Here is a 22,871-nt window from a genome sequence, read left to right as displayed (position 1 = left end):
CATAAAATATTTCTTCGTAGTAAGCTGTATAAGGAGTATTTACGTAGGTCCAACCAATCAATGGAAGTCCAGCCCAAACTTTTACAGTCCCACTCATTGATGACAATGCATAGGCTGATATACTACTGAAAAAAGTTAAACATAAAATTAGTAGAATTAATTTACTTTTTGATACTTTCATCATCTCATTCTATATTATGCCAAAAAACAGTTCAACCAGAATTGATTCTGGGTGACATGCAAACAACAGCATAATGCAAATGCAAACCTAATACAGACTATAACACCAGGCTCGAGCATTTTACGTCAATCCAGCAACTTAACTTTATAACATCTATTGATCTGCGCCGGATAGCTCTCCGCAATTTCACCATTATAGAATATCCGTACCTTATCCCCTACTTTTATATCGCTAATCTTTATCTCCTTGTCTTGGGAATCCAGCAATTTCACATCATCATTTATGTGCACTATAATCTTATCTGATGAACGCAGCTCATCGGAGCCTTCCTCAGGCTGTACCAACAAATTCGATTGGTTGTTCTCAAGGACGGTAGCCTCGAAGCTTACCCCATTTCCGTTATCAGCAGGGCCGCAGGATGAAAAAAACAGCAATGTTACAACAGCTATTGCAAATACAAACCAATACCTTTTCATGATAAAACCTCCCTTGTAAAGCTTTCGATATATTAGACGGCCCTCCACTGGATTTTGTTTCATTAATCGTTTGTCAAATCGCCATCACCGTCTATGGGAATTGGGTCACCGAGATAGGTAGGCTTGGGCTTTATAATCGCTGCGAAAAAGTCCTTGACCCTTGCCAGTATCTCCCTCAGTTCCCTGCTCGACTGCCCGTAGTACTCCCTGCGGTCGGCGGCAACGCCGTACGCTTCCAAACCCAACTTCTGTGCGATATATAGAGCTCTATAAAGATGATACTCCTGGGTGACTATAATGGCCTTTTTAACCTTAAAAACGTCCCTGGCACGATAAAGGCTTTCATAGGTTGAAAATCCCGCATGGTCCATAAAAACGCAGCTTGATGGGATTCCTCTGTCAACGGCATATTTTTTCATCACGTTGACCTCATCATAATCCTTTTTGCCATGATCGCCGCTCATCAGCAACCTATTACAAATGCCCATATTGTACAGCTCAATAGCCCGCACAAGCCGATCCTCAAGCATATAGCTGGGGCGCCCGTCGGCCCATACCCTTGCCCCCAATACCAGGATACAGTCGGCATCGGTTATCGGTATATGGTCCGGTGAGAGAATTCTACCTTTTACTAAAGCCTTGATATGGGCATTTATGATTAATATAAGCAATGATACCAACATGGCAGCACATATTAAAATGAAAAATATCGTCGTAACTTTATTTTTCGTAATTTCCATTGCCTCATCATCTCTTTCACGTATTATTAGAGATAAGCCAACAGCCATTTTCAGATAAAGATAATCTTAGAACGTGACAAAGCCTTACATTTCTACAATATAAAACTTTTTCAACAATTGTTGAAGTACATGGAGTTTCCAAACAGCAAAGAATATAATCGCTCCTGCCAAATTCAATATAATGTCGTCTATATCCATACTCCCGGTATTGGTTAACAGCTGTGCAGACTCCACTGCAACCAGGATTATTATCATGGCAATGATAAACTTATTAAACTTCCTCAAGCTTTTAAACAAGCAAGGCAATAGCAAGCCCATCGGGGCAAATACGAACAAATTGCCCATTAAATTTTCGATTATTATTGACTTATTGATCGAGCCGCTAAAATATTGCCGTATGTAAGTCGCTATCGTTCTGAACGGAACCAAGTTTATATTGAAGGCGTTTATGTTAAATCCGACATTCCCAATGGTCCATGCCCTGAGTCTGTATCGTCCCATGAACAATAAATAGAATAAAATTAAAGCATAAAACAAAAAGACTGCAAATACAAAAGCTCTCACCGTCCTTACTTTTTTATCATATTCCTGCATAGTCGATGCTATCAGGCATGTAGCGACACCTGCGGGTATGCAAAAAATAGAAGCTATGAGAAACAAGTCGACCACGTCAAACATTGCACCCGATTTAAAATACCCTATGCCGATATAGAATACAAATAATAATTCCCCCAAATATACGATCATAGTAATCAGCCTTTTTAAAAGAAGGGATTTCTTCATTTTTTTACCTCCCCATTTCTGACTCCTATTTAAGGCTATCACATTCCGTGCCCTCGTTTCAATACCAATCAAGATAAAAAGCCTCCCTACCCTTTTCGGCAGGAAGGCTATGTTGCTTAAGATCTCTCCACTACCGTCATCTGATATTTAATCAATAAACCAAGCAGCTACTGTACAACTCAATTATAATCCTTTATCCCAGTGTATATCCTCATTGCATCACGCAAAAAGGCCGCACACCCCGGAGCGATTTTATCGTAGTATGCCGTAAAACGTTCATCATCAACGTACATCTCAATCATTTTTATTCTTGCCGGCTTAAGAAGTCCAATTTCATCATAGTATCTAAGCGTTCTTGGCGTTATTCCTGCCAGCTTTGCCAATTCATGTACCGTGTACTCCATGCTATCCCTCCTTGATAACTGCATTATAAACCTTTACGTTGCGTCAATGTCAACACAAAAAAATATTTTTAAAATAACCTGTGCTGTTCCTATCTTCATATATTTAGTTAGAAATTTTATTGTTATACAATGTGTTAAATACAATAATTAACGTGGGGCACAATATCTAAAAGCTGATTCTGCTCTAAAAAGTCTATTTTGTTGCTCAAAACGAAATCTACAGTTTTGAAGTAAAAATGACAGGAAGAGAAAAATTACATACATAGGCATTGCTTTATAAAGCTACATTTAAGCAGATTAAGTTTGCAGCAAAATCAAAGCTTTTATGTTTAATGACACTACTGCCCGGCACAATCGCTATTGCCCGGCGAAATAATCGACAATTCCGCAGTATATCGCCCATGCCACCTGTTCTTGATATTCATCGGTTTTAAGCAACTTCTCCTCCTGAGGATTGGAAAGAAAACCGCACTCCACGATAACGCTGGGTGCCCGACCCGCCTTGAGTATGAGCAGATCGCTTACCGCCTTGATCTGCCTGGTATTTCCGCGATTTAAAATTTTTATAAGCTGGGTTTGGATGCACTGCGCCAGCCTTTTGCCCTCCTCGCTTCCGGCCATATAGAAGGTCTGCGCGCCGTAATACTTAGACTGCTGAAACTTGTTGAGGTGAATGCTGACCACTATATCGGCATTGCTGTTTTTTATAATCTCAACCCGTTTTTGCATGTCCTCTCTCTTGGTTCTGCCCAGAGCCTCATCGGTTTGTCGGGTCATTACGACCTTGGCTCCCTGATTTTCCAAATACTTTTTTAGCTTCCGTGCTATGATTAGATTTATCTTATCTTCTCGGGTGCCACTATCGCTTACAGCTCCCGGATCAAAGCCTCCGTGTCCCGCGTCTATCACAATTATCTTTTTGCTAACAGGTGAGGCAAGGGTAAGAATAGCGCTGTCTTCTTTGAGCTTTAAAGCAAATAACAAAAACAGCGCTATGCCCAACAAAATCCACAATACTATAAACCATCTCCTGGAGATAAATATGACCTTCATAAAATTTAAAACCTCCAGCAACATTCTCTTGTAGAAAAAATATTACTGGAGGCGTTTGTCCTATTCACCAATATTCTATTCGACAAACCTATTCTCTATATAGCCTATCTTCTCAATCTCGATTCTCACCACATCGCCGCTCTTCAAAACCCTTGGTGGATCAAATCCCATGCCTACCCCTGCAGGGGTACCGGTTGCCAGTATATCCCCCGGTTCTAAAGTAAGGCCTTGCGAAAGGATGCTTATAAGCTTAGGAATGCTAAATATCATATGACGGGTATTGGAACGTTGTCGCAACTCCCCATTTACCCAGCTGGATATGTTGAGCTCAACCGGGTGTATAATCTCATCTCTGGTTACGATCCAGGGCCCCATGGGGCAAAAACCATCCAGGCTCTTGCCCTTAAACCATTGGCTGTGGTTTTGCTGCAAGTCTCTGGCCGTCACGTCGTTTATGATGGTGTACCCGAACACGTAGTCCATCGCCTTATCTTCAGGAATATTGATGCCTTTTTTGCCTATGATGACTGCCAGCTCGGCTTCGTAGTCCACCTGTGCCGTGACATCCGAATGCAGCGGAACATCGGCAAAAGGCCCTGTAACTGTATGTGTGGCCTTAGTGAAATATTGGGGATATTGTATGTTGAGGCCTGGCATATCCTTATTCATCTCTTCGATGTGATCCATATAATTTTTCCCTACGCAGAATATATTACGAACCGGTCGAGGAATAGGAGCTATCAACTCTACTTCATCTATGGCGAGCCATTGTTCATTGGGCAAAGGGGGTTCATATGAAAGCAGCTTTTTGTCATCGGCAGACAAGCGTATAAAATCAAGAAGAGTTGCTGGCGCATTTTGGCCCACCCAAACTTTAGCAGGGCATATGAGCCCCACCTCAGGCCTTACAAGGCCCCAATCTTCCTTGTCCCCTATCTTAAAAGTTGCCAGATACATCGCATCATCTCCTTCGCTTTTTATTCTTGCACCACATTGTGTTATCCCCCTAATACACTGTTACAAGCCTTTTTGTTATAATATACCATCCACCAAAAATCAAAACAAGAGCAAAATAGCGATGTAAAAATTCTGGAATTCTCTAGAAAAGATTGATATATGTGATTGATATATTTAGCTGGCAAATTTTTGAGCATATTCTATTACTGCTCTCTTTATGAAATAGATCTAGATCTGGATTAAAAAATAGGCAGATGACCGGTAACGTGGTGGGTGCAACCAGTTTACTGGAACAATTGCTCGTATCAGCGACTTTGTTATCATTTTGCGATTGACCGCGATAAAGCAAAACAAACAATAAGGAGACCGGTTTTATACACCGGTCCCCATTATGACGCGCACCTCATGGCGTATGCCGTCATCCACAAGGGGGATCCTTCCGTCCGGCAGCTTCTGCCCATCCAGCAGTACGGTTCTGACACCCTTGCTGACTCCCTGCGGGTTCTCTACTACGATGTGGTATGCGCTGTTCTTGTAATTGTAGCTGATCTCATATTTGCTCCACGATTGAGGTATACAGGGGTCTACAATCAAGCAATCGCCTTCCAGCTTAAAGCCCAGTATATGTTCAAGTCCCACCCTGTACATCCAGGAGGCAGAACCGGTATACCAAGTCCATCCTCCTCTGCCTACATACAGCGGCGTGGAATAAACATCGGCCGCCATCACGTACGGCTCTACCTTGTACCTCGACACCTCGATCCATGTACGCCCATGGTTTACGGGGTTGATCAAGTTAAACAGCTCGGCAGCCTTGTTACCGTCACCCAGTTTGGCAAATGCCATAATCACCCACACCGCTGCATGGGTGTACTGGCCACCGTTTTCCCTTACCCCCGGTATATACCCTTTGATATATCCCGGCTCCAGATGGGTTTTATTAAATGGCGGAGTAAACAAACGTATGATCCCTTCTTCACGGCGAATCAGATAATGCTCCAAAGCCCTCATGGCCTCGCGAACCCGATTGGGGTTTGCGGCTCCCGATATGACCGCCCAGGATTGGGATATGGAATCTATCTGACACTCGTCATTTTGTTCAGACCCCAATGGCGTTCCGTCATCGAAATAAGCCCTTCTGTACCATCCGCCATCCCATCCATGCTTTTCAATGGCTTCGAGGATGTTGCAGGCGGTGTCTCTAAACCGTCTGGCCCGCTCTTCATCCCCTCTTGCCTCACAGATGGGGATAAAGCGCTGCAGCGTGGTATACAGGAACCAGCCCAGCCATACGCTTTCGCCTCTGCCTTCCCTTCCTATATTGTCCATACCATCGTTCCAGTCTCCCGTACCTATGAGCGGCAAACCATGAGGACCAAACCTAAATGCACGCTCTATGGCTCGTATGCAGTGCTCGTAGACGGAAGCCTTGCACTGCGAAATGCTGGGGACGCTATACCGTTCCATTTCCTGGGGTGCCAATGGTTCATCTTCGAGGAAATAGACCTCTTCATCCAATACGCTCCAATCGCCGGTAACCTTGACGTAATCGGCCACCACAAAGGGTAAAAACAGCAGGTCATCGGACATCCGGGTGCGGATTCCATTATAGGGCATGTGCCACCAGTGCTGCACATCACCCTCGACAAACTGATGAGCGCTGGCCTCGATGATGTGCTGCCTTACAATTTGAGGCAGGCTGTAAACCAAAGCCATGGTATCCTGAAGCTGATCCCTAAACCCATAAGCGCCACCCGCCTGATAAAAGCTGGTTCTAGCCCACATCCTACATGAAAGCACCTGGTACACCAACCAACGGTTGAGCAGCAAGTTCATAGACCGGTCCGGCGTGCTGACCTGTATCGTTCCCAGTACCCCATCCCAGAATTCCTTCACCCTTTCAAGCTCGCTGTCCACCCTCTCCACATCTCTATACAGGCCTATAATCCGGTACACTTCTTCCAAATCTTCACCCTCTCCCAGCAGGCACACGATCTCCTTTTGCTGGCCCGGCTCCAGCGTAATCCTCATTTGAATGGCACCGCATGGATCATAGCCCGCACCCGCTCGCCCCGAAAGCCCAATCCTCTGCAGGGCAGCCGGGGCATGGAGGCTGCCATTCCTGCCTAAAAATTCGGTTCTGTCGCAGGTATAGGAAAATACAGGCAGGTTAGCCGCCATAAATGCCACCCGTCGGGGGTAGTCCTCGTTGTAAGCGTTTCTTGCCAGCAGAACACCCCTTTGCTCATCCCATTCGGTTACGATGAACTGGCTAGTACCATGGCGCTGAACACCCAGCACCCATTCAACGTAATACGTTATAGTAATCCTTTTGGTCCATTGGGACTGGTTTGTTAGGGTTACCTTTGAGATCTTCACAGGCTGTTCCAGAGGCACAAACATCTCCTGACGCTGCGCGATCCCACGGCTTGTATGTTCAAAGACCGTATAGCCCTGCCCATGGCGGACCGTATAGGGCTGCCTCTCCCGAACAGGCGATGGCGTTATGGTCCAAACCTCACCCGTGTCCTCATCTCTGAGATATATGACTTCACCCGGAGGATCGATGACCGGGTCGTTGGACCAGGGGGTCAGCTTGTTTTGGCGGCTATTCTTGCACCAGGTGTAGCCGCCTCCCGATTCGGTGACCAGGAAACCAAACTGGCTGTTGGATATGACATTGCTCCAGGGCATTGGGGTACATTTGCCATCGCGCAACCTGATGACGTATTCGCGGCCATCTAGAGTGAATCCTCCCAGCTCGTTGAAAAATATGAGCTCTTCGTCACTTTCCTCCAATATCTCTTCCTTCTGAGCCGGCAGCGCCGTTACCGTCAACGCAGGTGGCAAAGCCTCCTTCGGCTGGTAGAATTTAAGCTGCGAGGATATGCTGCCGCCATCGCCCGAAAGCACCAACCGTGCGACGGCCTTTAAGAGGTCTTTATCCTCCTCGGGCATAAAGACTCCCTGTATGATGTATACCCCTCCCGGCTTGTTCTGCAAATCCCGGGCATGGCTTATCATGACCAAGTCCTGCAGCCTCTCCTGTACTGGCTGCTCATAGCTGTTGCCATACTCATTGAGCAGCACCAGATCCACATTTAAGCCTTTGAGGCGCCAATACTCATGGGCCGTTAAAACCTGCCTAACCAGTTCCATATGCTCCAGCTGACTTACCTCGACCACTACGATGGGAATATCCCCCGAAATGCCATATGCCCACAGACTCGACTGCCCCTTTTGGTTTTTCCTTAAAAATTCCTCTTTGTTCCTCTGTAAGGGAGTAGGATAGAGTATGTGGGAAGCCATCTTCAGATACAGGTTAACCTGCCCTGAGGTTATATTGAGGTAGCGCATCTCAACCTGGCTATGGGTCCATGCCAGCTCAAAGGCACGGGAAGCAGCAGAGCCATTCCTGTACTCCTTTGCCAGCGAAAGCGCGGCTTCACGGCTGTCGGCCACCGCCACCACAAAGGATATCTTGGCGGTCTTACCGGGCGGAATGGCTATTCTCTGCCTCAGGCTCATGATGGGGTCCACCACCGCTCCCGCAGTGTTGGACAACGGGTGTTCGGGCTCCATCACCTGCGGAAAGGACAGGTCCCTCCCCCTGCCGATAAAACGAGCCCTGTCGGTTTCATATTGCGGCTGACCTATGGCTTCGCCTTCTAGCGCAAAGGTATGAACCAACCATACCGACTTTTGATTGGGCTTTCGCGGCCTTCTCCTGGCCAAAAGGGCATTGTACTCGGGTACGTATTCGGTTTCAACGAAGAGGTTGTTGAATGCCCGATGCGCCATATCATCGGCCAGCGATGACAGCACGGGCTCAAAATAGCTGGTAACCTCCACCACGCGTCCGTGCTGGCTATGGTTGGTAAGGCTTATCCTCCTTATCTCGGCATTGTGCTCGGTGGATACCGCCACCTCGGTAAGGGTTTCGATGTTGCCATCCTTTCTTAAGAATACAGCGTGATCCGGTTCAAACACCACACGGTATTCATCAGGTATGGCCCTGGTGGGATTATAGGTAGCCGACCAAAACTCGTTTGAGTTTAAATTCTTTATGTAGAAAAACATGCCGTGCCCTTCCAGGGTAAAATCTTCGCTCCAGCGGTTAACCGCCATCCCCTGCATCTGGCTGAACCCGCTACCAGCAGCAGTAATCATCACCGAATAGGCACCGTTGGACAAAAGATGTACCTCGGGTATTTCGGTGGTGTGTACCGAAAAGCGCCTTCTGGGCCTGATCTCGTGATATTTTACCTTTTCTGCCTCCACATCCAAAGGCTTTTCGCTGCGGTCTTTTAAGAATATCTCCTTTTCGGGTATGCGCTCCTGCAGCAGCAGTTCGGTAGCCCGCACCATGGGGGAAGCATGAAATCTCTCCTGCATTATGTTATCATTCAAGAAATTATTGAGGGCTAACAATGCCATCCCCTGGTGATGGGCCATAAAGCACTTTACCACCATGTTCCTCTTTTTTTGTGGCAGGCGTTCGGGAGTATAGTCAATGGCCTCGTATAATCCATAAGTACCATCTGCCCCCTCCGCCATGAGGGCCTCAATGTTTTTTACTGCTGCGACGGGGTTTACCGGCAAGGCCAAAAGGGTGGCATAGGGGGCAATGACTATGTCATTTATGAGCCCCCGTTTTAGCCCCAGTTTGGGTACACCAAAGGCCTTATACTGGTAATTGAGATGCAGGTCAAAGGCATAAAAGGCCGATTCCGATACTCCCCACGGTATATGGCGCTGCTCTCCATATTGAATCTGAGCCTCCACCGCTGCTGTATACGTCTCATCCAATAGGGTGTAATCGTAGTTTTTCATTATCAAAAGTGGCATCATGTACTCGAACATGGTACCGCTCCAAGACAGCAGAACCTTGTAATCCCCTACCATAGTTAAAGGCCTGCCCAAACGGAACCAGTGTTTTTGCGGCACGTCACCCTTTGCTATGGCTATAAAGCTGGCCTGCCTAGCCTCGGACGCCAGAAGGTCATAATAGCTCTTTATGAGCTTGCCCTTTTCCACATCGTACCCCACAGAGAACAGCTCTAGGTTAGAATCATATACCACTCGGAAGTTGGTATTGCGGACCAACTGGTCAATTCTGCAGCTTAATCGACTGCAGCGCTGTGCTAAATCCTTGGCAGCAGCATGTGACTTGGCCAGGGCCAGCTCAAAATCCTTAAGCCAGTTCATGAGCTTTCGAGCTTTTTCATCTGTATGTCCTTCTTCATATAGAGACTGCATGGCTTCTGATAGAATATCCAAAACTAGGGAATAGTTATCCAGCAGCCATTTCACCGAAAATTCGCCATCGAGCTGCCTTATCAGGTAGCTGAATTTTTGGGCAGTCTCAGCATATCCCCCTTGCTCGTCCTTCAGCTCTTTAGGAACGCTGCATAGCATTGATACCCATGGCACAAGGCAATCCAGCTCCTGCAGATAAAAACCAATATATCTATTAATGCTGCCCTTCTCATGCTTCATATCATCAAGCAGGGCCCTCCAGCCGGTAAGCGTAACCCCGTTTTCTGCCAGTGCCTTATCAAGTAATTCATTTCCTTTATGCTGGTAGAGCATAAGCGTATCTCTTAGGCCTTCCAACATCTCCTTACCTACAAGCGGTTTTCTTAAAAAGTCTTCAAGGCCCTGTTTGATGACAATAAGGTAGCCCACCAGATTGCCGCTATCAACCGATGATATGATACGGGGTTTAAGCGGTTCTAAAGTTTTGGTGTTGTACCAGTTATACAGATGGCCTTCAGCCTTTTCCATCCTCTCGATGGTTGAAATGGTACGTTCAAGCCTCTCGATAGCCTCCAAAGTGCCTATATAGCCCAGATCGCGCGCCGCCAGAATGGACATGAGGTATAAACCGATGTTGGTGGGCGATGTTCTGTGCGCAACGCCAACGGGCGGGTCCTCTTGATAATTATCGGGCGGCAGCCAGTTATCCTCCGGGCCAACGAAATCCTCAAAAAAGCGCCATGTCTTTCTGGCAATAAGCCTCAGCTTCAAAATCTGTTCCTGCGAGAGATTGGGAACCTTCTTTTGTTTCGGCCGACTTATACGATAGGCTATCCACGGGGACAACCCCCATAATATCGACAAAGCCGTAGCTCCAGCCCATAGCGCAGGGTTAAAAAAGGCAACCCAGCCGAGGAAGAAAGCTGCAACCGCTATCCCAGGCCACATCTTCCTCCAAAAATCGGAAAGCTGCCCTCTAAAGCTTCGTTCGGCATCTGCCGCGGTCACCCACTCCAACATATTCTTATGGGTAAAAGCCACCCTTATGATGGTACGCACTATGGCATCGGCCATGAGATAGGCTTGATGGGCCAGAAATACAAACGACAACGCAATCTGCCATGTAAGGCTTCTGGCACCAAACAGGGCATCGGCCAGCTTTGTCGACGAACCAGCCCCATCGCCCCCTGACAAAAAGTTGCCTATGACGTCCATCACCAGCGGAAAAGCCAGCGTAAGTACCCCAAGGCTTACCCACAACCATACCGGCCCCGGTAACACCGTCATGCCCAGCATCAGGGTGAGGAATATGGCGGGCTGCAGCAGGCTGCGCCTCATATTATCCAGTATTTTCCATTTAGATATAGCATTAAGGGGATTTATCGCCATATTTGCTCTTGCGTCTTTTACGCGGGAGAACAGCCACGGAATGAGCTGCCAATCGCCACGAACCCAGCGATGCAGCCTCATGGCATAAGCTACGTAATGGGATGGATATCCGTCTATCAATTCTATATCGGTCACCAATCCGGCTCTTAAATAAGAGCCTTCAAGCAAATCGTGGCTTAGGACGGCGTTTTCGGGAATGGCCTGATCCAATACGCTGTAAAAGGCATCCAAGTCGTAAATTCCCTTACCTGTAAATATTCCTTCGCCAAAGAGATCTTGGTACACATCCGAAACCGCCGTAGTATAGGGGTCAATGCCGGTTTGTCCCGAGAATATTAAAGCAAAAAAGGAGCGGCTGGCGCTATCCACAGCCACCCCTATCCTGGGCTGAAGTAGCCCGTGGCCTTCTTCGACCCTGGGTGTAAATGGATTCAGCCGCGGGCGGTTAAGTGGATGCGCCATGGTGCCCACCAGGCGTTTTGCTGCATCCCTGGGCAGCTGGGTATCGGCATCCAATGTAATGACGTACTTGACCGACTTTAAAGCCGAAAGATCCCCTACCTTTATGTAATAGGTGGTATCATCTCTCCCCTTTAAGAGGCGGTTGAGCTCAATGATAGCCCCTCTCTTGCGCTCCCAACCCATCCAGGTTTTTTGGGCAGGATTCCACTGCCTTAAACGGTGAAAATAAAAGAATATATCCTTCCTTTCATCGCTATACCGGGCGTTTAACTCTTCGATGGCTTTTATAGCCGTTTCAACTATCTTTTCGTCCTGGGGTTCCGTTGGATTGGGAGAGTCTTTAAAGTCGCCTACCAGTGCAAAATGGAGGTTTTTCTCATGGTTGGCGAGGTAGAAAACCTCCATCTGCTGTACCAGTTCCTTAACCCTCTTTTCGCTAGACAACAGGGTAGGGATTATCACCAGGGTGCGGTATTCCGGCGGTATGCCATCCTTAAACTCCAATTTGGGTAGATGGCATGGCGGCAGTATTCTAGTTATAGCCCAGTGAACAATACCGATGGATAAGCTGATAATTGGAATGGCAGCCACCAGCATGGCTAGCAGCAAACTCCAAAAGCCCGTTATGTCACTATATCTAAATAGAATAAAACACAGCAGTGCCAGCAACCCCGCCGTAACCAACAAGATTGAACCGAAGTAAAAACCATAAGGATGATCAACTATCCCCTGCTTCAGCTTTTTGACAACGCTTTTCTTAATGTTAAGCCTTGCTTCCAGCTGTTTCCTACCCCTACCAATGAGGTAGTACCCCACATGCCTGTGTCGTGCTTCAGCATCGGGATTGTTCCCAAATTCACGGGCACAATCCACAGCCGCCTGTGCCACTTCCCATTCGCTGACACCGGCCTCTTTGGCCAGCTCTTCAACCTGACGGCGGTAAAACTCCCTGGAAGCAAACTCCATCTGTCCATAAACTCCCTCGGGATCCTGGCGCAGCGTCTGCTCTACTACGCTTAATTCCTCAAAAAGCTCTTCCCATTTAATCCCCGCCAAGAAGCGCAGGGTTGTGATGGCATTCCCTATTGATACCTTATATGCCGCCTCCTGCTGATGCTCCTGCTGTATGATTTCCTCGGCATTGGTGCCCTGGAGCGCCAGCTTGCCATCTATCCATCTAATGATAGGGGCAGCTTCGCTGCCCTGTTCCCTCAAACGCTTTAGCAATCTTTCTGCATAAGCCGGGACCATGGTGCCGATTTGGCTATCGTGCTCAGAAATGACCCGGTATATGTCTTCCTCGGTGCTTTCCAGTGCCGCTAGCAAGCGTTCAGCCCACTTTTCGGCTTCCCTCTTTAAGTTTTGCGATTCCACTATATGTACGGATATTTCCCGGATTTTCTTTATCAGTGCTATACGTATCATTGTAGGGATTACCCAGAGTTCACGGCTGGTAAGGGGGGTAACCAACTGGTATCCGCTTATGAATGCCTTGAGCTCTTCATCGCTCAGGCTGGCATCGGTATAAGAAAGCATCTCTTTAACCAGTGCGTACACTCTTGGCAATCCCTTAAGTTCCCCGGTCTCCAGTATAGGAAGCTCACGATAATAGTCCTGCTTTATACTGTGTTTAATATCCTTTATGTGTTCCTCGATCATGTAGAAATTGTCCAGCAGCCATTCGGCTGCAGGAACAATATATCCTTTGTTTTTCACCACTTCGTTTGTAATCTTATAAGCCTTAAACAATACCTCGATATCCTCATCAATTCTGGGAAATACATTACGGGACAACGCTGCACCTTTTTTTACTTTATGGCTTTTAGCAATCTCTTTAGCGTGTTGCTTTATCTCTTCTAAATTTGGCATTCCAATTCCCCTTTGCATGTAAGTATTGCCGTTTTTTTTCTATAAATAATTATTGACGATTTTCTACACCTGAATACATGCAAAGGTTGGAATTGAAAAATGCCGCTACATCTCGAGCACCGCTTTTAAAGCCCGTCTGGTGGCCATGGCATTGAGAGCCTCATTGGCCTCGGTCAGCTTAAACCTGTGGGTGATCATCTTGCTGAAGGCTTCAGGGTTTTCAAGCACCAGGTTAAGGGCTTGCCAGGTGTGCCTGGTATCGCTTACCCATACCCCCTGAATCCTGATGTTCTTCCTCACTACGTCATAATAAAAATCAACCTGTTCCAGGCCAGCGGGCTGAGCAAAACCGGTTGAAAGATAAGTACCGCCGCTCCTCAATAGCTTTATACCTTCTTCCACCACGCCTTGAGAACCTACGGCCTCAACCACCACATCTGCTCCCCGTCCGCCGGTCATGTCCATGATAAACTCCCTTCTTTGCTCCACCGTAGTAGAATGGCGGTCAAGGGTAATGGCTCCCATCTCCTTGCATATGTTGAGGCGTGAAGACGACCCACCTATTACCACTACTTTAGAAGCTCCAAGCTTCTTGGCAAAGGCCACCGCATATATTCCCAACGGTCCGGGGCCCTGTACCACCACCGTATCGCCCACCGCTTGCTGGATCATATCAAACGCGTGGGCTATGGTAGCACCCGAACATGAAGCCGAAACCACCACGGCGGGGTCTACATCTTGAGGAAGTTTAAATATATCGGTATTGCGATTGAGTACGATATATTCAGAATAGCAGCCGTTTAAATATGGCGGTGTGCTGCAGGACATATTGATGCCATATACCTTCCTATGTTGGCATAACGATGGTTCCCTTAAAACCTTGCAGGCAAAACACTGGTTACAGGTGATACCTCTGTTCCACAGGATGAAGTCCCCTTCCTTCAAGGGTAGACCATCGACGGTGCGCTTTTCACCTTTAATTTCGACGACTATACCTACCCCTTCATGGCCTAAGATAATGGGAAGGGGAGTCCTGGGGTCCTCACCCTTCCACATGTGTACATCTGAACCGCATACCCCAGCAGCTTTAAGCTTAACCAGTACCTGTCCCTCCTCAAGGGCTGGTATGGTAAACTCCTGAAGCTCCAGCGGCTTATTAAACGCCGTTAAAACCATAGCCTTGCTCTTCATGTACACCATCCCTTTCTTCATTAAAAAATATGGTCTAATCAACGCTTCGCACTTTGACCGATTTCCTTATCACCAAATTGGCCTTCACAAGCTCAACTTTAGGCTGTTCATGCTTTTCGCCATTGATCATATCGATAAGCCTGCGTGCCGCCCTGGCTCCCATTTCATACAGCGGCTGAGAAACTGTGGTAAGGGGCGGATCCAGAAAAGGGCTTATATCCAGGTCATCGAACCCCACTACCGATACATCGTCGGGCACGCTCAGACCGCAGTCTTTTATAGCCCTTATGGCGCTGATTGCCCTGGGGTCGCTGGTGGCAAATACCGCATCGGGCAGTATTCCCTTCTTTAACAGAGCCATAATGGCTTCATAGCCGGTATCATCTCGGCCGGCTACATCCAGCACCAGCTCCGGCATAATGAGCAATCCAGCGGCCTGAAGAGCATGCTTGTAACCTTCGAGACGCTCCTTGTACAGCGTCAAGCTGGTATCGCCGCTTACTATGCATATCTTCCTATGCCCTGTATCGAGCAGGTATTTAACGGCCTCGAAGGATGACCTATAATTGTCTATTACCACCGCATCCACAGCTTGCCCCATATGCCGCACCACCAGCACCACCGGAAAGCCATTCTCTTTGAGCTGGAGTATGTGATGGCTCTCCTCCCTAGCAGTGGCAAATATGAATCCATCTACCCACCGCTTTTGCAGCTTTTCGACGTAATCCTTTTCGGCCTCGATGTCCTCATCGGTATTACAAAGTATCACGGTAAAGCCGTGTTTCCTGGCCACATCCTCCACACCCCGTGCTACCGCCGGGAACACAGGGTTGGATATATTAGGTACGATGAGGGCTATGGTGTTGGTTCTGCCTTCTTTCAAACCCTTGGCCAGGATATTTGGCTTATAGTTGAGGGCGCGCACGGCCTCCATGACCCTCTTTCGCGTCTCCTGGTCAACCGGTACCTTCCCGCTCAACGCCCGTGATACGGTGCTGGGCGATACGCCAGCTCTTTTTGCTACATCCTTTATGGTTGCCAAATGCCCTTACCTCCAGCTATCATTTGGTCTTACAGGTTCATGAGCCTCGGCTACAAGTTCATCGCCTTTGTATCTTATGACGAAGTACTTCTCGTAATCTGGACTGCCGGGCAAGGGTCTCAAATCATCCTCCGACTGGAAGAAGAGATGCGGACCCCTGCTCTCGCGGCGCTGCATGCACGCCAGGACCATGGCCTTGGCCACCAACAAAAGGTTGAGGCATTCGTAATACTCTATGAGGCTAAGATCTCCTCGCTTCACCTGGTACTGCTCCAGCTCCGTCAAGCGCTGCCACGCCTTGGAAAGCCCCTCATAGGTGCGCACTACGGAAACATACCGTGTCATCAACCTTTGAATTTCCCCCTTAAGCTCGGAAGCATAGATGCTCTTTCCAACTTTGGCAGCACTATTCGCGCCATCGTGCTTAAAAATAAGCTCTTCCTTCTGTAGACCGCTCCACATCTCCTCCGTAATTGCCTTTTTGCTCATCAAAGCCGACTTGGCGTAGCGCACCGCTTCCTCGCCGGCTATTTTGCCAAACACCTGACAGTCTAAAAGGGCATTGCCTCCAGGTCGGTTGGCACCATGCTGCCCGCCAGCGCACTCTCCAGCGGCAAACAACCCCCTCACCTCGGTATTGCCCTTTTCCCTTATCTTGACGCCGCCCTGGAAATGCTGTCCAGCCGGTACTATCTCTATCATTTCGCCCTTCTCAAGGTCAATTCCGTTGTCTTTAAGCCATTGTATAGAGGCTGGATTGATCTCCTTAAGGCGCGCCAATGGGCTGCTTTCCCGCTGATCATCGGATATGGGATTGTTAACCTCTTGCGCGTAGCGATGGCGATTTTCAGCTTTCAACTGGCCAAACTGGAAACCCTGCGGATTGGCGGAAAAGTCAAGATACACACGTCGCCCCTTCATTATCTCCTTAAATACGGCAATATCTATCTGGCTGGAGGCATGCTCGCATGATACAGGCCAGCTCGCACCTTTCTCAAATACGACGTTGTGTATCTCCATCCACGAAGTACCCTCAGGAAAATATTTGATCAGGAACTCCTCGCCAAGGTCGTTTACAAAGCGCGGTACCGCCCTCATGAGGCTTCCGGAACATGCTAACTTGGTCTTTACAGACGATAAGCCAATTTGTATGAACTCCATGTTTACCAGGGAGGCGCCGGCACGCAGCGCCATGGCATACCCATCGCCTGTTGCACCAGGCGGATATACGTTGTACTCAAAAACTTCTCCCCCACCGCCTGTACCCAGCACAACGGCAGGCGTATCAAAGAAGAGCACCTCATCAGCCTCGTCAACACCGATGGCACCTACTACCTCACCGTCCTCCACCAGGAGGCTCACTACCATGCTGTTTTCAACAACCTCGATGTTGAGCTCCCTGGCTCTTCTGACCAGAGCCTGTTCAATATGGATAGCCGTCTTGGGACCGGTATAGCAGGCTCTAGCGTATTTGGAACCATCGGTGACAAACTGGTGAGCCTTGCCGTCCTTCTTTACAAAAGGCACACCGAGAGAATCCAAATACTCAAAGGCTTCGCAGGATCTTTTCGCCAGTATAACCGCCAGGTCGTAATCAGAAACCTTTCCGCCCAGCCTATAGATATCGTCGGCGTGATACTTCCACGCGTCCTCCCCTACCGGTTCGGTATGGGGCAGCGTAGCATGGAAAGCCATCCTATCCGAACACGAATTGGCAGTGGTACCCGTGGTGCCCAATTTCCCTTTTGTGACCAGTATAACCCTGCATTCAGGGTCAAGTTCTCTGGCTGCAATTGCAGCTCTTAGCGCCGCCCCTCCTCCGCCTACAACCAATACATCGCACTTAAAACGCTTCACACCGCATCACACCCCTCCTGTACATGAATTCTTACACATGTTCGGCTAGCCTGTCGCTCTGGATAGGAGGTTTGCCTTCTCTTCCTGCTTTGTATATGGGAGCGTAAATTTCAGCATCCCTTATGACGCAGCCGGCTTTGCCGCCATCCCTCATTATCTCCGAACACTTACCGCAGGCGATGCAGCATTTCTTCTCATTTAATGCCCCTTTCTCGAAGAGGTCCCTTGCGAAATCGGGATAAGCAAATGCCATTCTCCCAAACCCCGCTATCTTAAACCACCCTTCCTTAATGCCTCCAGCAGCTACATAGGGCGATAGATGGCGAAGCCATGTCAGTCCCGAAGACAGGACAACCATATCGGGTACGCTTTCCTGAATGGCCTTTGCAACGCCTAGCATCCTAGCTACACCCTCAAGCGGATGCTCAGGCGGCATATAAGGACCGCTATCGTACGGCCTATTGATATGGGGATTATAATAGGGATTGCCACAAGTTATATTGACCATCTTGACGCCTTTATCGCGCAGAATTTTGACCAGCTGTATCGGCTCGGTCAGGTCAGGCTTTCTATAATTCTCTTTATCCACTCCCCATCCGTAAGGATAAGGTATGGCATCATAGGCATTGAGCCTAAGGGTAACATCGATGGCATCGCCCAAACGCTGTTTGATCTTGTCAATTATATTTATGAGAAAACGAGTCCGGTTATCAAAGCTCCCTCCGTATTTGCCTTCCCGGGTAAACGCCGATAGAAGCTCCGAGTTCAAATACCTGTGGCAGCTCTTTATATCCACGGCATCAAAGCCAATTTCGCTGGCTAGTTCAGCCGCTTCGACAAACCTATCCTCCAGCTCCTCCAATTGCTCATCCGAAATCACGGAATATTCATCTGGAAGATAGGGGTCTAGATACGGATTTCTGGCAGCAATTATGGGAGCTGGTTTTCCCTCGGGTTTGCTGTATCGCCCCGAATGGGTGAGCTGAACAACGGTATAGGGGCGATAGTTGGGCCCAAACTGTTCTTTTGCAGCTTCCATTATGGTATCTAGGAGCCGTGCAAACCCGTCCTTATTCTTGCGGCACAAATAAAGCTGTCTCGGATTGGCCCTTCCCTCGTGTACAACGGCGGTTGCCTCGATCCATATGAGGCCGGCTCCTCCGGACGCAAACCTGCGATAACGCCTAAAAGTTAGCTCATCCGGCTCACCGGCCGGTGTGCCGTCACAACCCTCCATGGGCTGTATGGCAATGGAATTTGGAACGACCTTATCCCCCAATTTGACAGGCTGTTTCAATACATCGATATCAGCGGATACGGGGATATGTATCCCCAACGCCTCTATCTTATTGGATAGGTCCTCCATGCTCTTCAGTTTAAACTTTTCATGTAAACCCACAATAGTTTACCTCCTTTTTGCAAAGGTTTGTACAATCGTTTTCATAAGTATATATTCTATATCATCTCCTTTATTCCTTCTAAAAAATTTAAAAATTTTATTTTATAACGACCAATTTCCTGTTAAAATCGCAGAAGGTTATAAGACCGGCTCCTATTAGCAACAGCAATAAGGCTATTAAATCAATTCTCCATAAGAAATGCTCCAAACAAGTTTTCACTAACAATTCGATGGCGTGGGAAGGGAAATTGAGAAATGCAACGCTTGATGCCAGCTGGGATATGATGCCGTTGCCTAATAATATCCACCTGCCAGCCAGCGACAGTTCCAACATCACGCCTCCCGCTGACGCCATTGAGGCACCTACCCAAATCAACGACTGTTTCACTCCCCTGACAACTGCTATTAAAATCCCGGTGAGAATCAAAAATATGCCGACGGTTCCCCACGGTAACCATTTAAAAAATATCACAGATTGACGAACAACCCAGAAAAACTCCACCGATAAGATGTCCTGGAAGCGTACACGTTCCGGTATCGGACCAAACCAGTAATTGATCACCTTATCCCTGTTTTCAAACTGGGCCGGTGTCATATAATCATCCAGACGATCAAACAATTTATACAGCGGTATAACTGGCAGCTGATCGGTTTGCCCTTTTAAAAAATTGAACAAGCTTCCACCCAATAATAGTACTTCTTCCCTAAGCCAATCTTCAGTCATGGCCTTTTCCAGGTAAGGAAGGGCTTCATGGCCATTGGGCAGTTCAGCATTCACCCTACTAAAAAGCCACTGCCTGATCTGGCCGTAAAATTGAGCCTTTTGAAAGACATCATCGTAAAACTTAAGGCGCAAAAAAGTGAGCCTCATACTAAAGCTGAACCCCATCGCTACTAAGTTAATTGCTAAAATTGCGATAAGCAGGGCAACAAATACAGATTGTAGGATTCTCATTCTCATATCTACCTCATTTTTATATATTAACCAACTGCCATCATGATATCCGCCTATTTACCTGAACCGGGAACACAAAATACCGCTACCATCAAAAATATAACAACTTTAACACATTAAAAACCTCATTTCCCTTCCCTTACACGAACAAGTGCAGTTATTCTTCCTTATCACAAGCCGCTAACATGGTAATATAACCGATATAACTAACAACCATAAATTATAGGAACATCTTCATATATAGCAAATACACCCTTCTTTTTTACTTTTACTACAAGTAGTCATAAAAATCAATATGAAATTGTTTAACTTCAGTCGATCTCATCAAACAGCTAAATGGTTTATATATATCAAAGGCAGCGCAAGAGCCAATTTGTATAATCCGTTTATGAAGTTCTAATAAAAAGCATTTGAGCTTGACCTGAACAGCTTTTTTGTGTACACTATGATAAAATTTCCTTTTCAACCGAGGGAGGACCTATGACAGACAGCAATTTTGTAACCGGCATTAAGAAATCCGTTCCAGTTGTACTAGGTTATATCCCCATTGGTATGGCATTTGGGATACTGGCGAGCCAACAAGGGCTATCGATTTTCGAGATATTCATGATGTCATCTATGGTATACGCCGGCGCCTCCCAGTTTATCGCCACAGCCATGATAGCCTCCGGCATCAATGCTGCCTCGGTAATTTTTACGGTATTTCTGGTAAACTTAAGGCATATGCTCATGAGCGCTTCATTATCGCCTTATTTCAGAAAAGTGCCTTCAATCATCCAGGCCCTTATATCCTTTGGCCTGACAGATGAAACCTATGCCCTAGATATCACCCATCTAAAGGAACACGAACCTTCCGCCTATTTCTTTATGGGATTACACACAAGCTGCTATGCTACGTGGGTAATCAGCACGGTTATGGGCGGCATGCTTGGCAATCTGATACCTGATCCCACTCGCTGGGGCATGGACTATGCCCTATCGGCCATGTTTATAGCCTTGCTGTGCATACAGATAAAGGACAAAAGGGATGTGCTTGTAGCCATATGCTCAGCAGCTTTTTCCCTACTCATAACAACAATGTCAGGAGGTAGCTGGAATGTCATCATATCCACCATATTAGCTGCAACGATAGGGGTGAGCGCTGATCTATGGAACAAAAAGTTATCCTTATCATCATCGGAATGAGCGTAGTTACCTATTTACCCAGGATACTACCCATGGTGCTGCTATCAAAAGTAAATCTACCACCGCTGTTTTTGAAGTGGCTACAGTTTATACCAGTAGCCGTGCTGTCTGCGTTGCTGGCTCCTGCCATCCTGGCACCGCAGGGCGAGCTTTCTATTGGGCTTGATAACAACGCCTTTATAGCTTCCATACCTTGCTTTTTTGTAGCAATCAAGACCAAAAATTTATTCCTCACCGTTATGGTGGGAATACTCGCCATGTTTTTGCTGCAAAACCTATAAATTCATCCTTATTGTTTAACTAGCTGTAACTGGGATTGCTAAAGCACGCCTTCATCAACACCTCTGCCATCCGTACTTTTCTTTAATTATTTTTGATCTGCACATATATCATCGAGATCATTTCTATTTTATCAATATGATGCATAGAATTAAAAAGAAAATCTAACGGGGAGATGATAAAGATGAAGAAAGGGAAATGCGTAATCCCCCTCATGCTTTTTCTCGCTGCCTTTATGATTGGATGTAGTGCCGAGCAGCTCCTTGCCATGGATGTATCCCATACCGATGATGATTATAGCCATGAAGCACAAGAGGGATATTCGGCCATAATGTTCATGACAGACCTAGAAATCATAAAAAGAGCCACAGATCGCCTTAAAGCTCTTGGTGAAAAAGTAGCATTTCAAGAAACCGAAATATCCATTCACCACTGTGACAACAAGACGGTAATATGCACAGATCCAAAAGGTAACCGTATAACTTACAAAGGAGATTATTTAAAGATAGTGTTTTATCCTCCCTCGAAGCCCCCATCCCCCGAATATAACAAATGCTTTACGGTATACCTGGACCAAGATGGCAACGTGTTGGGGTATACCAGCCAAATCGTTGATGGCGACTGATAAATAAAAAGGAGCGCTACGCTCCTCAATTTTTTATACAGCAGCTTCGCTTGAGATATCTATCACAAAATTCTGGAAAACTTTAAACTCGTATTTTTGCCCCACCTGTATATCAGGCAAAGGCTTATTGGCATCTACAAGCAAAATCCGTTCCACTCCATCATTCTCAATTAAAACTTCATAATAGTACAGCTTGTTGTCCTTATAAACAGGCTGGTTACCCACCCTTTTCACCACACCCGATTCAACCCTCTGCCGTCCGGTAAACATATCCCTGAGGAATCTATAATATGCCAATATCTGGCTGCCGTATACGCCCCAAATGAAAATATCGAGGCATATCCCGATCAGCAGTACTATCAAGCCTAAAGTGTTGTTGACCAGACTGGCCAATGCAATTGAAATGGCAAGAAAGGCAACCAAAACGGCGCTCATCACAAGGATTACCTTCTTCAACTGTTTCCCAGTTTGCTGTAAGTCCTCCTCTCTGTACACACGAGAACCCTCCCCTACACCAAAGTGTTACGGTTGATAATCTTTTAACTTCCAATAGAAATTATACCACATATAATCGAGCGTTTGCACTACCTCTAAATTAAATCAAGCGCTCCTCTTTGAGATAAAAAATTAAGAGGGAGATTTCTTCTCTCCCTCTTATTGGTGGGGCGTACAGGACTCGAACCTGTAACTTCCACCACGTCAAGATGGCACTCTACCAGTTGAGTTAACGCCCCGTCTCATAGCTTGCATTATTATATTAGCCCA

At 47.0% G+C, this 22,871-nt stretch carries 16 protein-coding genes, 1 tRNA gene and 1 pseudogene; 3 read left to right on the top strand and 15 right to left on the bottom strand.

Translation table 11 applies throughout. The features are described from left to right. Positions 1-306: 306 nt before the first annotated feature. The 13 genes and pseudogenes from FWJ59_RS01895 to FWJ59_RS01835 all read right to left on the bottom strand — a co-directional run bounded on the left by FWJ59_RS01895 (position 307) and on the right by FWJ59_RS01835 (position 19,933). Positions 307-657: a DUF3221 domain-containing protein gene (locus FWJ59_RS01895; protein WP_414480293.1), complete on the bottom strand. Its 351-nt coding sequence runs from the start codon at positions 655-657 to the stop codon at positions 307-309. 62 nt (positions 658-719) lie between these two features. Continuing rightward, on the bottom strand, positions 720-1,397 hold the full coding sequence (locus FWJ59_RS01890; protein WP_025746819.1) for a vancomycin high temperature exclusion protein: 678 nt from the start codon (positions 1,395-1,397) through the stop codon (positions 720-722). A gap of 84 nt (positions 1,398-1,481) precedes the next feature. Then, entirely contained in the window at positions 1,482-2,180 is a 699-nt protein-coding gene (locus tag FWJ59_RS01885; RefSeq protein WP_414480292.1) for a VanZ family protein, read from the bottom strand. A 179-nt stretch (positions 2,181-2,359) separates the two neighbouring features. Further along, complete coding sequence (locus FWJ59_RS01880; RefSeq protein WP_394328176.1) at positions 2,360-2,512, bottom strand: TipAS antibiotic-recognition domain-containing protein; 153 nt, start codon at positions 2,510-2,512, stop codon at positions 2,360-2,362. After that, positions 2,486-2,584 (bottom strand): annotated as a pseudogene (locus tag FWJ59_RS01875) (MerR family DNA-binding transcriptional regulator); the annotation flags it as partial. The pseudogene FWJ59_RS01875 and the gene FWJ59_RS01880, both read right to left, overlap by 27 nt. Positions 2,585-2,941: 357 nt before the next feature. Beyond that, complete coding sequence (gene cwlD, locus FWJ59_RS01870) at positions 2,942-3,637, bottom strand: N-acetylmuramoyl-L-alanine amidase CwlD (protein ID WP_414480291.1); 696 nt, start codon at positions 3,635-3,637, stop codon at positions 2,942-2,944. 75 nt (positions 3,638-3,712) lie between these two features. Continuing rightward, the gene (locus FWJ59_RS01865; protein ID WP_414480290.1) at positions 3,713-4,594 is read right to left on the bottom strand and encodes a fumarylacetoacetate hydrolase family protein; all 882 of its coding nucleotides are present in this window, start codon (positions 4,592-4,594) and stop codon (positions 3,713-3,715) included. Between the two features lie 372 nt (positions 4,595-4,966). Continuing rightward, the gene (locus FWJ59_RS01860) at positions 4,967-13,573 is read right to left on the bottom strand and encodes a GH36-type glycosyl hydrolase domain-containing protein (protein WP_414480289.1); all 8,607 of its coding nucleotides are present in this window, start codon (positions 13,571-13,573) and stop codon (positions 4,967-4,969) included. A gap of 105 nt (positions 13,574-13,678) precedes the next feature. Next, entirely contained in the window at positions 13,679-14,764 is a 1,086-nt protein-coding gene (locus tag FWJ59_RS01855) for a zinc-binding dehydrogenase (protein ID WP_414480288.1), read from the bottom strand. A gap of 34 nt (positions 14,765-14,798) precedes the next feature. Further along, positions 14,799-15,806, bottom strand: coding sequence for a LacI family DNA-binding transcriptional regulator (locus FWJ59_RS01850; protein WP_414480287.1), 1,008 nt, complete (start codon positions 15,804-15,806; stop codon positions 14,799-14,801). Positions 15,807-15,812: 6 nt separating this feature from the next. Continuing rightward, positions 15,813-17,663 carry an FAD-binding protein gene (locus tag FWJ59_RS01845; RefSeq protein WP_414480286.1) on the bottom strand — a complete coding sequence of 617 codons (1,851 nt, stop codon included), beginning with the start codon at positions 17,661-17,663 and terminating at the stop codon, positions 15,813-15,815. Positions 17,664-17,694: 31 nt separating this feature from the next. Further along, complete coding sequence (locus FWJ59_RS01840; protein ID WP_414480285.1) at positions 17,695-19,062, bottom strand: flavin oxidoreductase/NADH oxidase; 1,368 nt, start codon at positions 19,060-19,062, stop codon at positions 17,695-17,697. Positions 19,063-19,159: 97 nt separating this feature from the next. Further along, complete coding sequence (locus FWJ59_RS01835; protein WP_414480284.1) at positions 19,160-19,933, bottom strand: hypothetical protein; 774 nt, start codon at positions 19,931-19,933, stop codon at positions 19,160-19,162. 564 nt (positions 19,934-20,497) lie between these two features. Here FWJ59_RS01835 and FWJ59_RS01830 point away from each other — a divergent pair. The 3 genes from FWJ59_RS01830 (at position 20,498) to FWJ59_RS01820 (ending at position 22,106) form a co-directional block, all read left to right on the top strand. Continuing rightward, positions 20,498-21,202, top strand: a complete 705-nt coding sequence (locus FWJ59_RS01830) for an AzlC family ABC transporter permease (protein WP_414480283.1) — start codon at positions 20,498-20,500, stop codon at positions 21,200-21,202. Continuing rightward, positions 21,166-21,483, top strand: coding sequence for an AzlD domain-containing protein (locus FWJ59_RS01825; RefSeq protein ID WP_414480282.1), 318 nt, complete (start codon positions 21,166-21,168; stop codon positions 21,481-21,483). Before FWJ59_RS01830 ends, FWJ59_RS01825 begins: the two co-directional genes overlap by 37 nt. A gap of 182 nt (positions 21,484-21,665) precedes the next feature. Further along, complete coding sequence (locus FWJ59_RS01820; RefSeq protein WP_414480281.1) at positions 21,666-22,106, top strand: hypothetical protein; 441 nt, start codon at positions 21,666-21,668, stop codon at positions 22,104-22,106. A gap of 33 nt (positions 22,107-22,139) precedes the next feature. Here the strand turns inward: FWJ59_RS01820 and FWJ59_RS01815 are convergent, their stop codons facing one another. Together FWJ59_RS01815 and FWJ59_RS01810 are read right to left on the bottom strand one after the other, a co-directional pair. Next, complete coding sequence (locus FWJ59_RS01815; RefSeq protein ID WP_414480280.1) at positions 22,140-22,601, bottom strand: hypothetical protein; 462 nt, start codon at positions 22,599-22,601, stop codon at positions 22,140-22,142. Between the two features lie 163 nt (positions 22,602-22,764). Then, a tRNA-Val gene (locus FWJ59_RS01810) sits at positions 22,765-22,840 on the bottom strand. Positions 22,841-22,871 lie beyond the last annotated feature (31 nt).

The sequence above is a fragment of the Caldicoprobacter sp. genome, assembly GCF_047459465.1.
Lineage (GTDB): Bacteria > Bacillota > Clostridia > Caldicoprobacterales > Caldicoprobacteraceae > Caldicoprobacter.
This window is presented reverse-complemented; position numbering and strand designations above follow the sequence as displayed.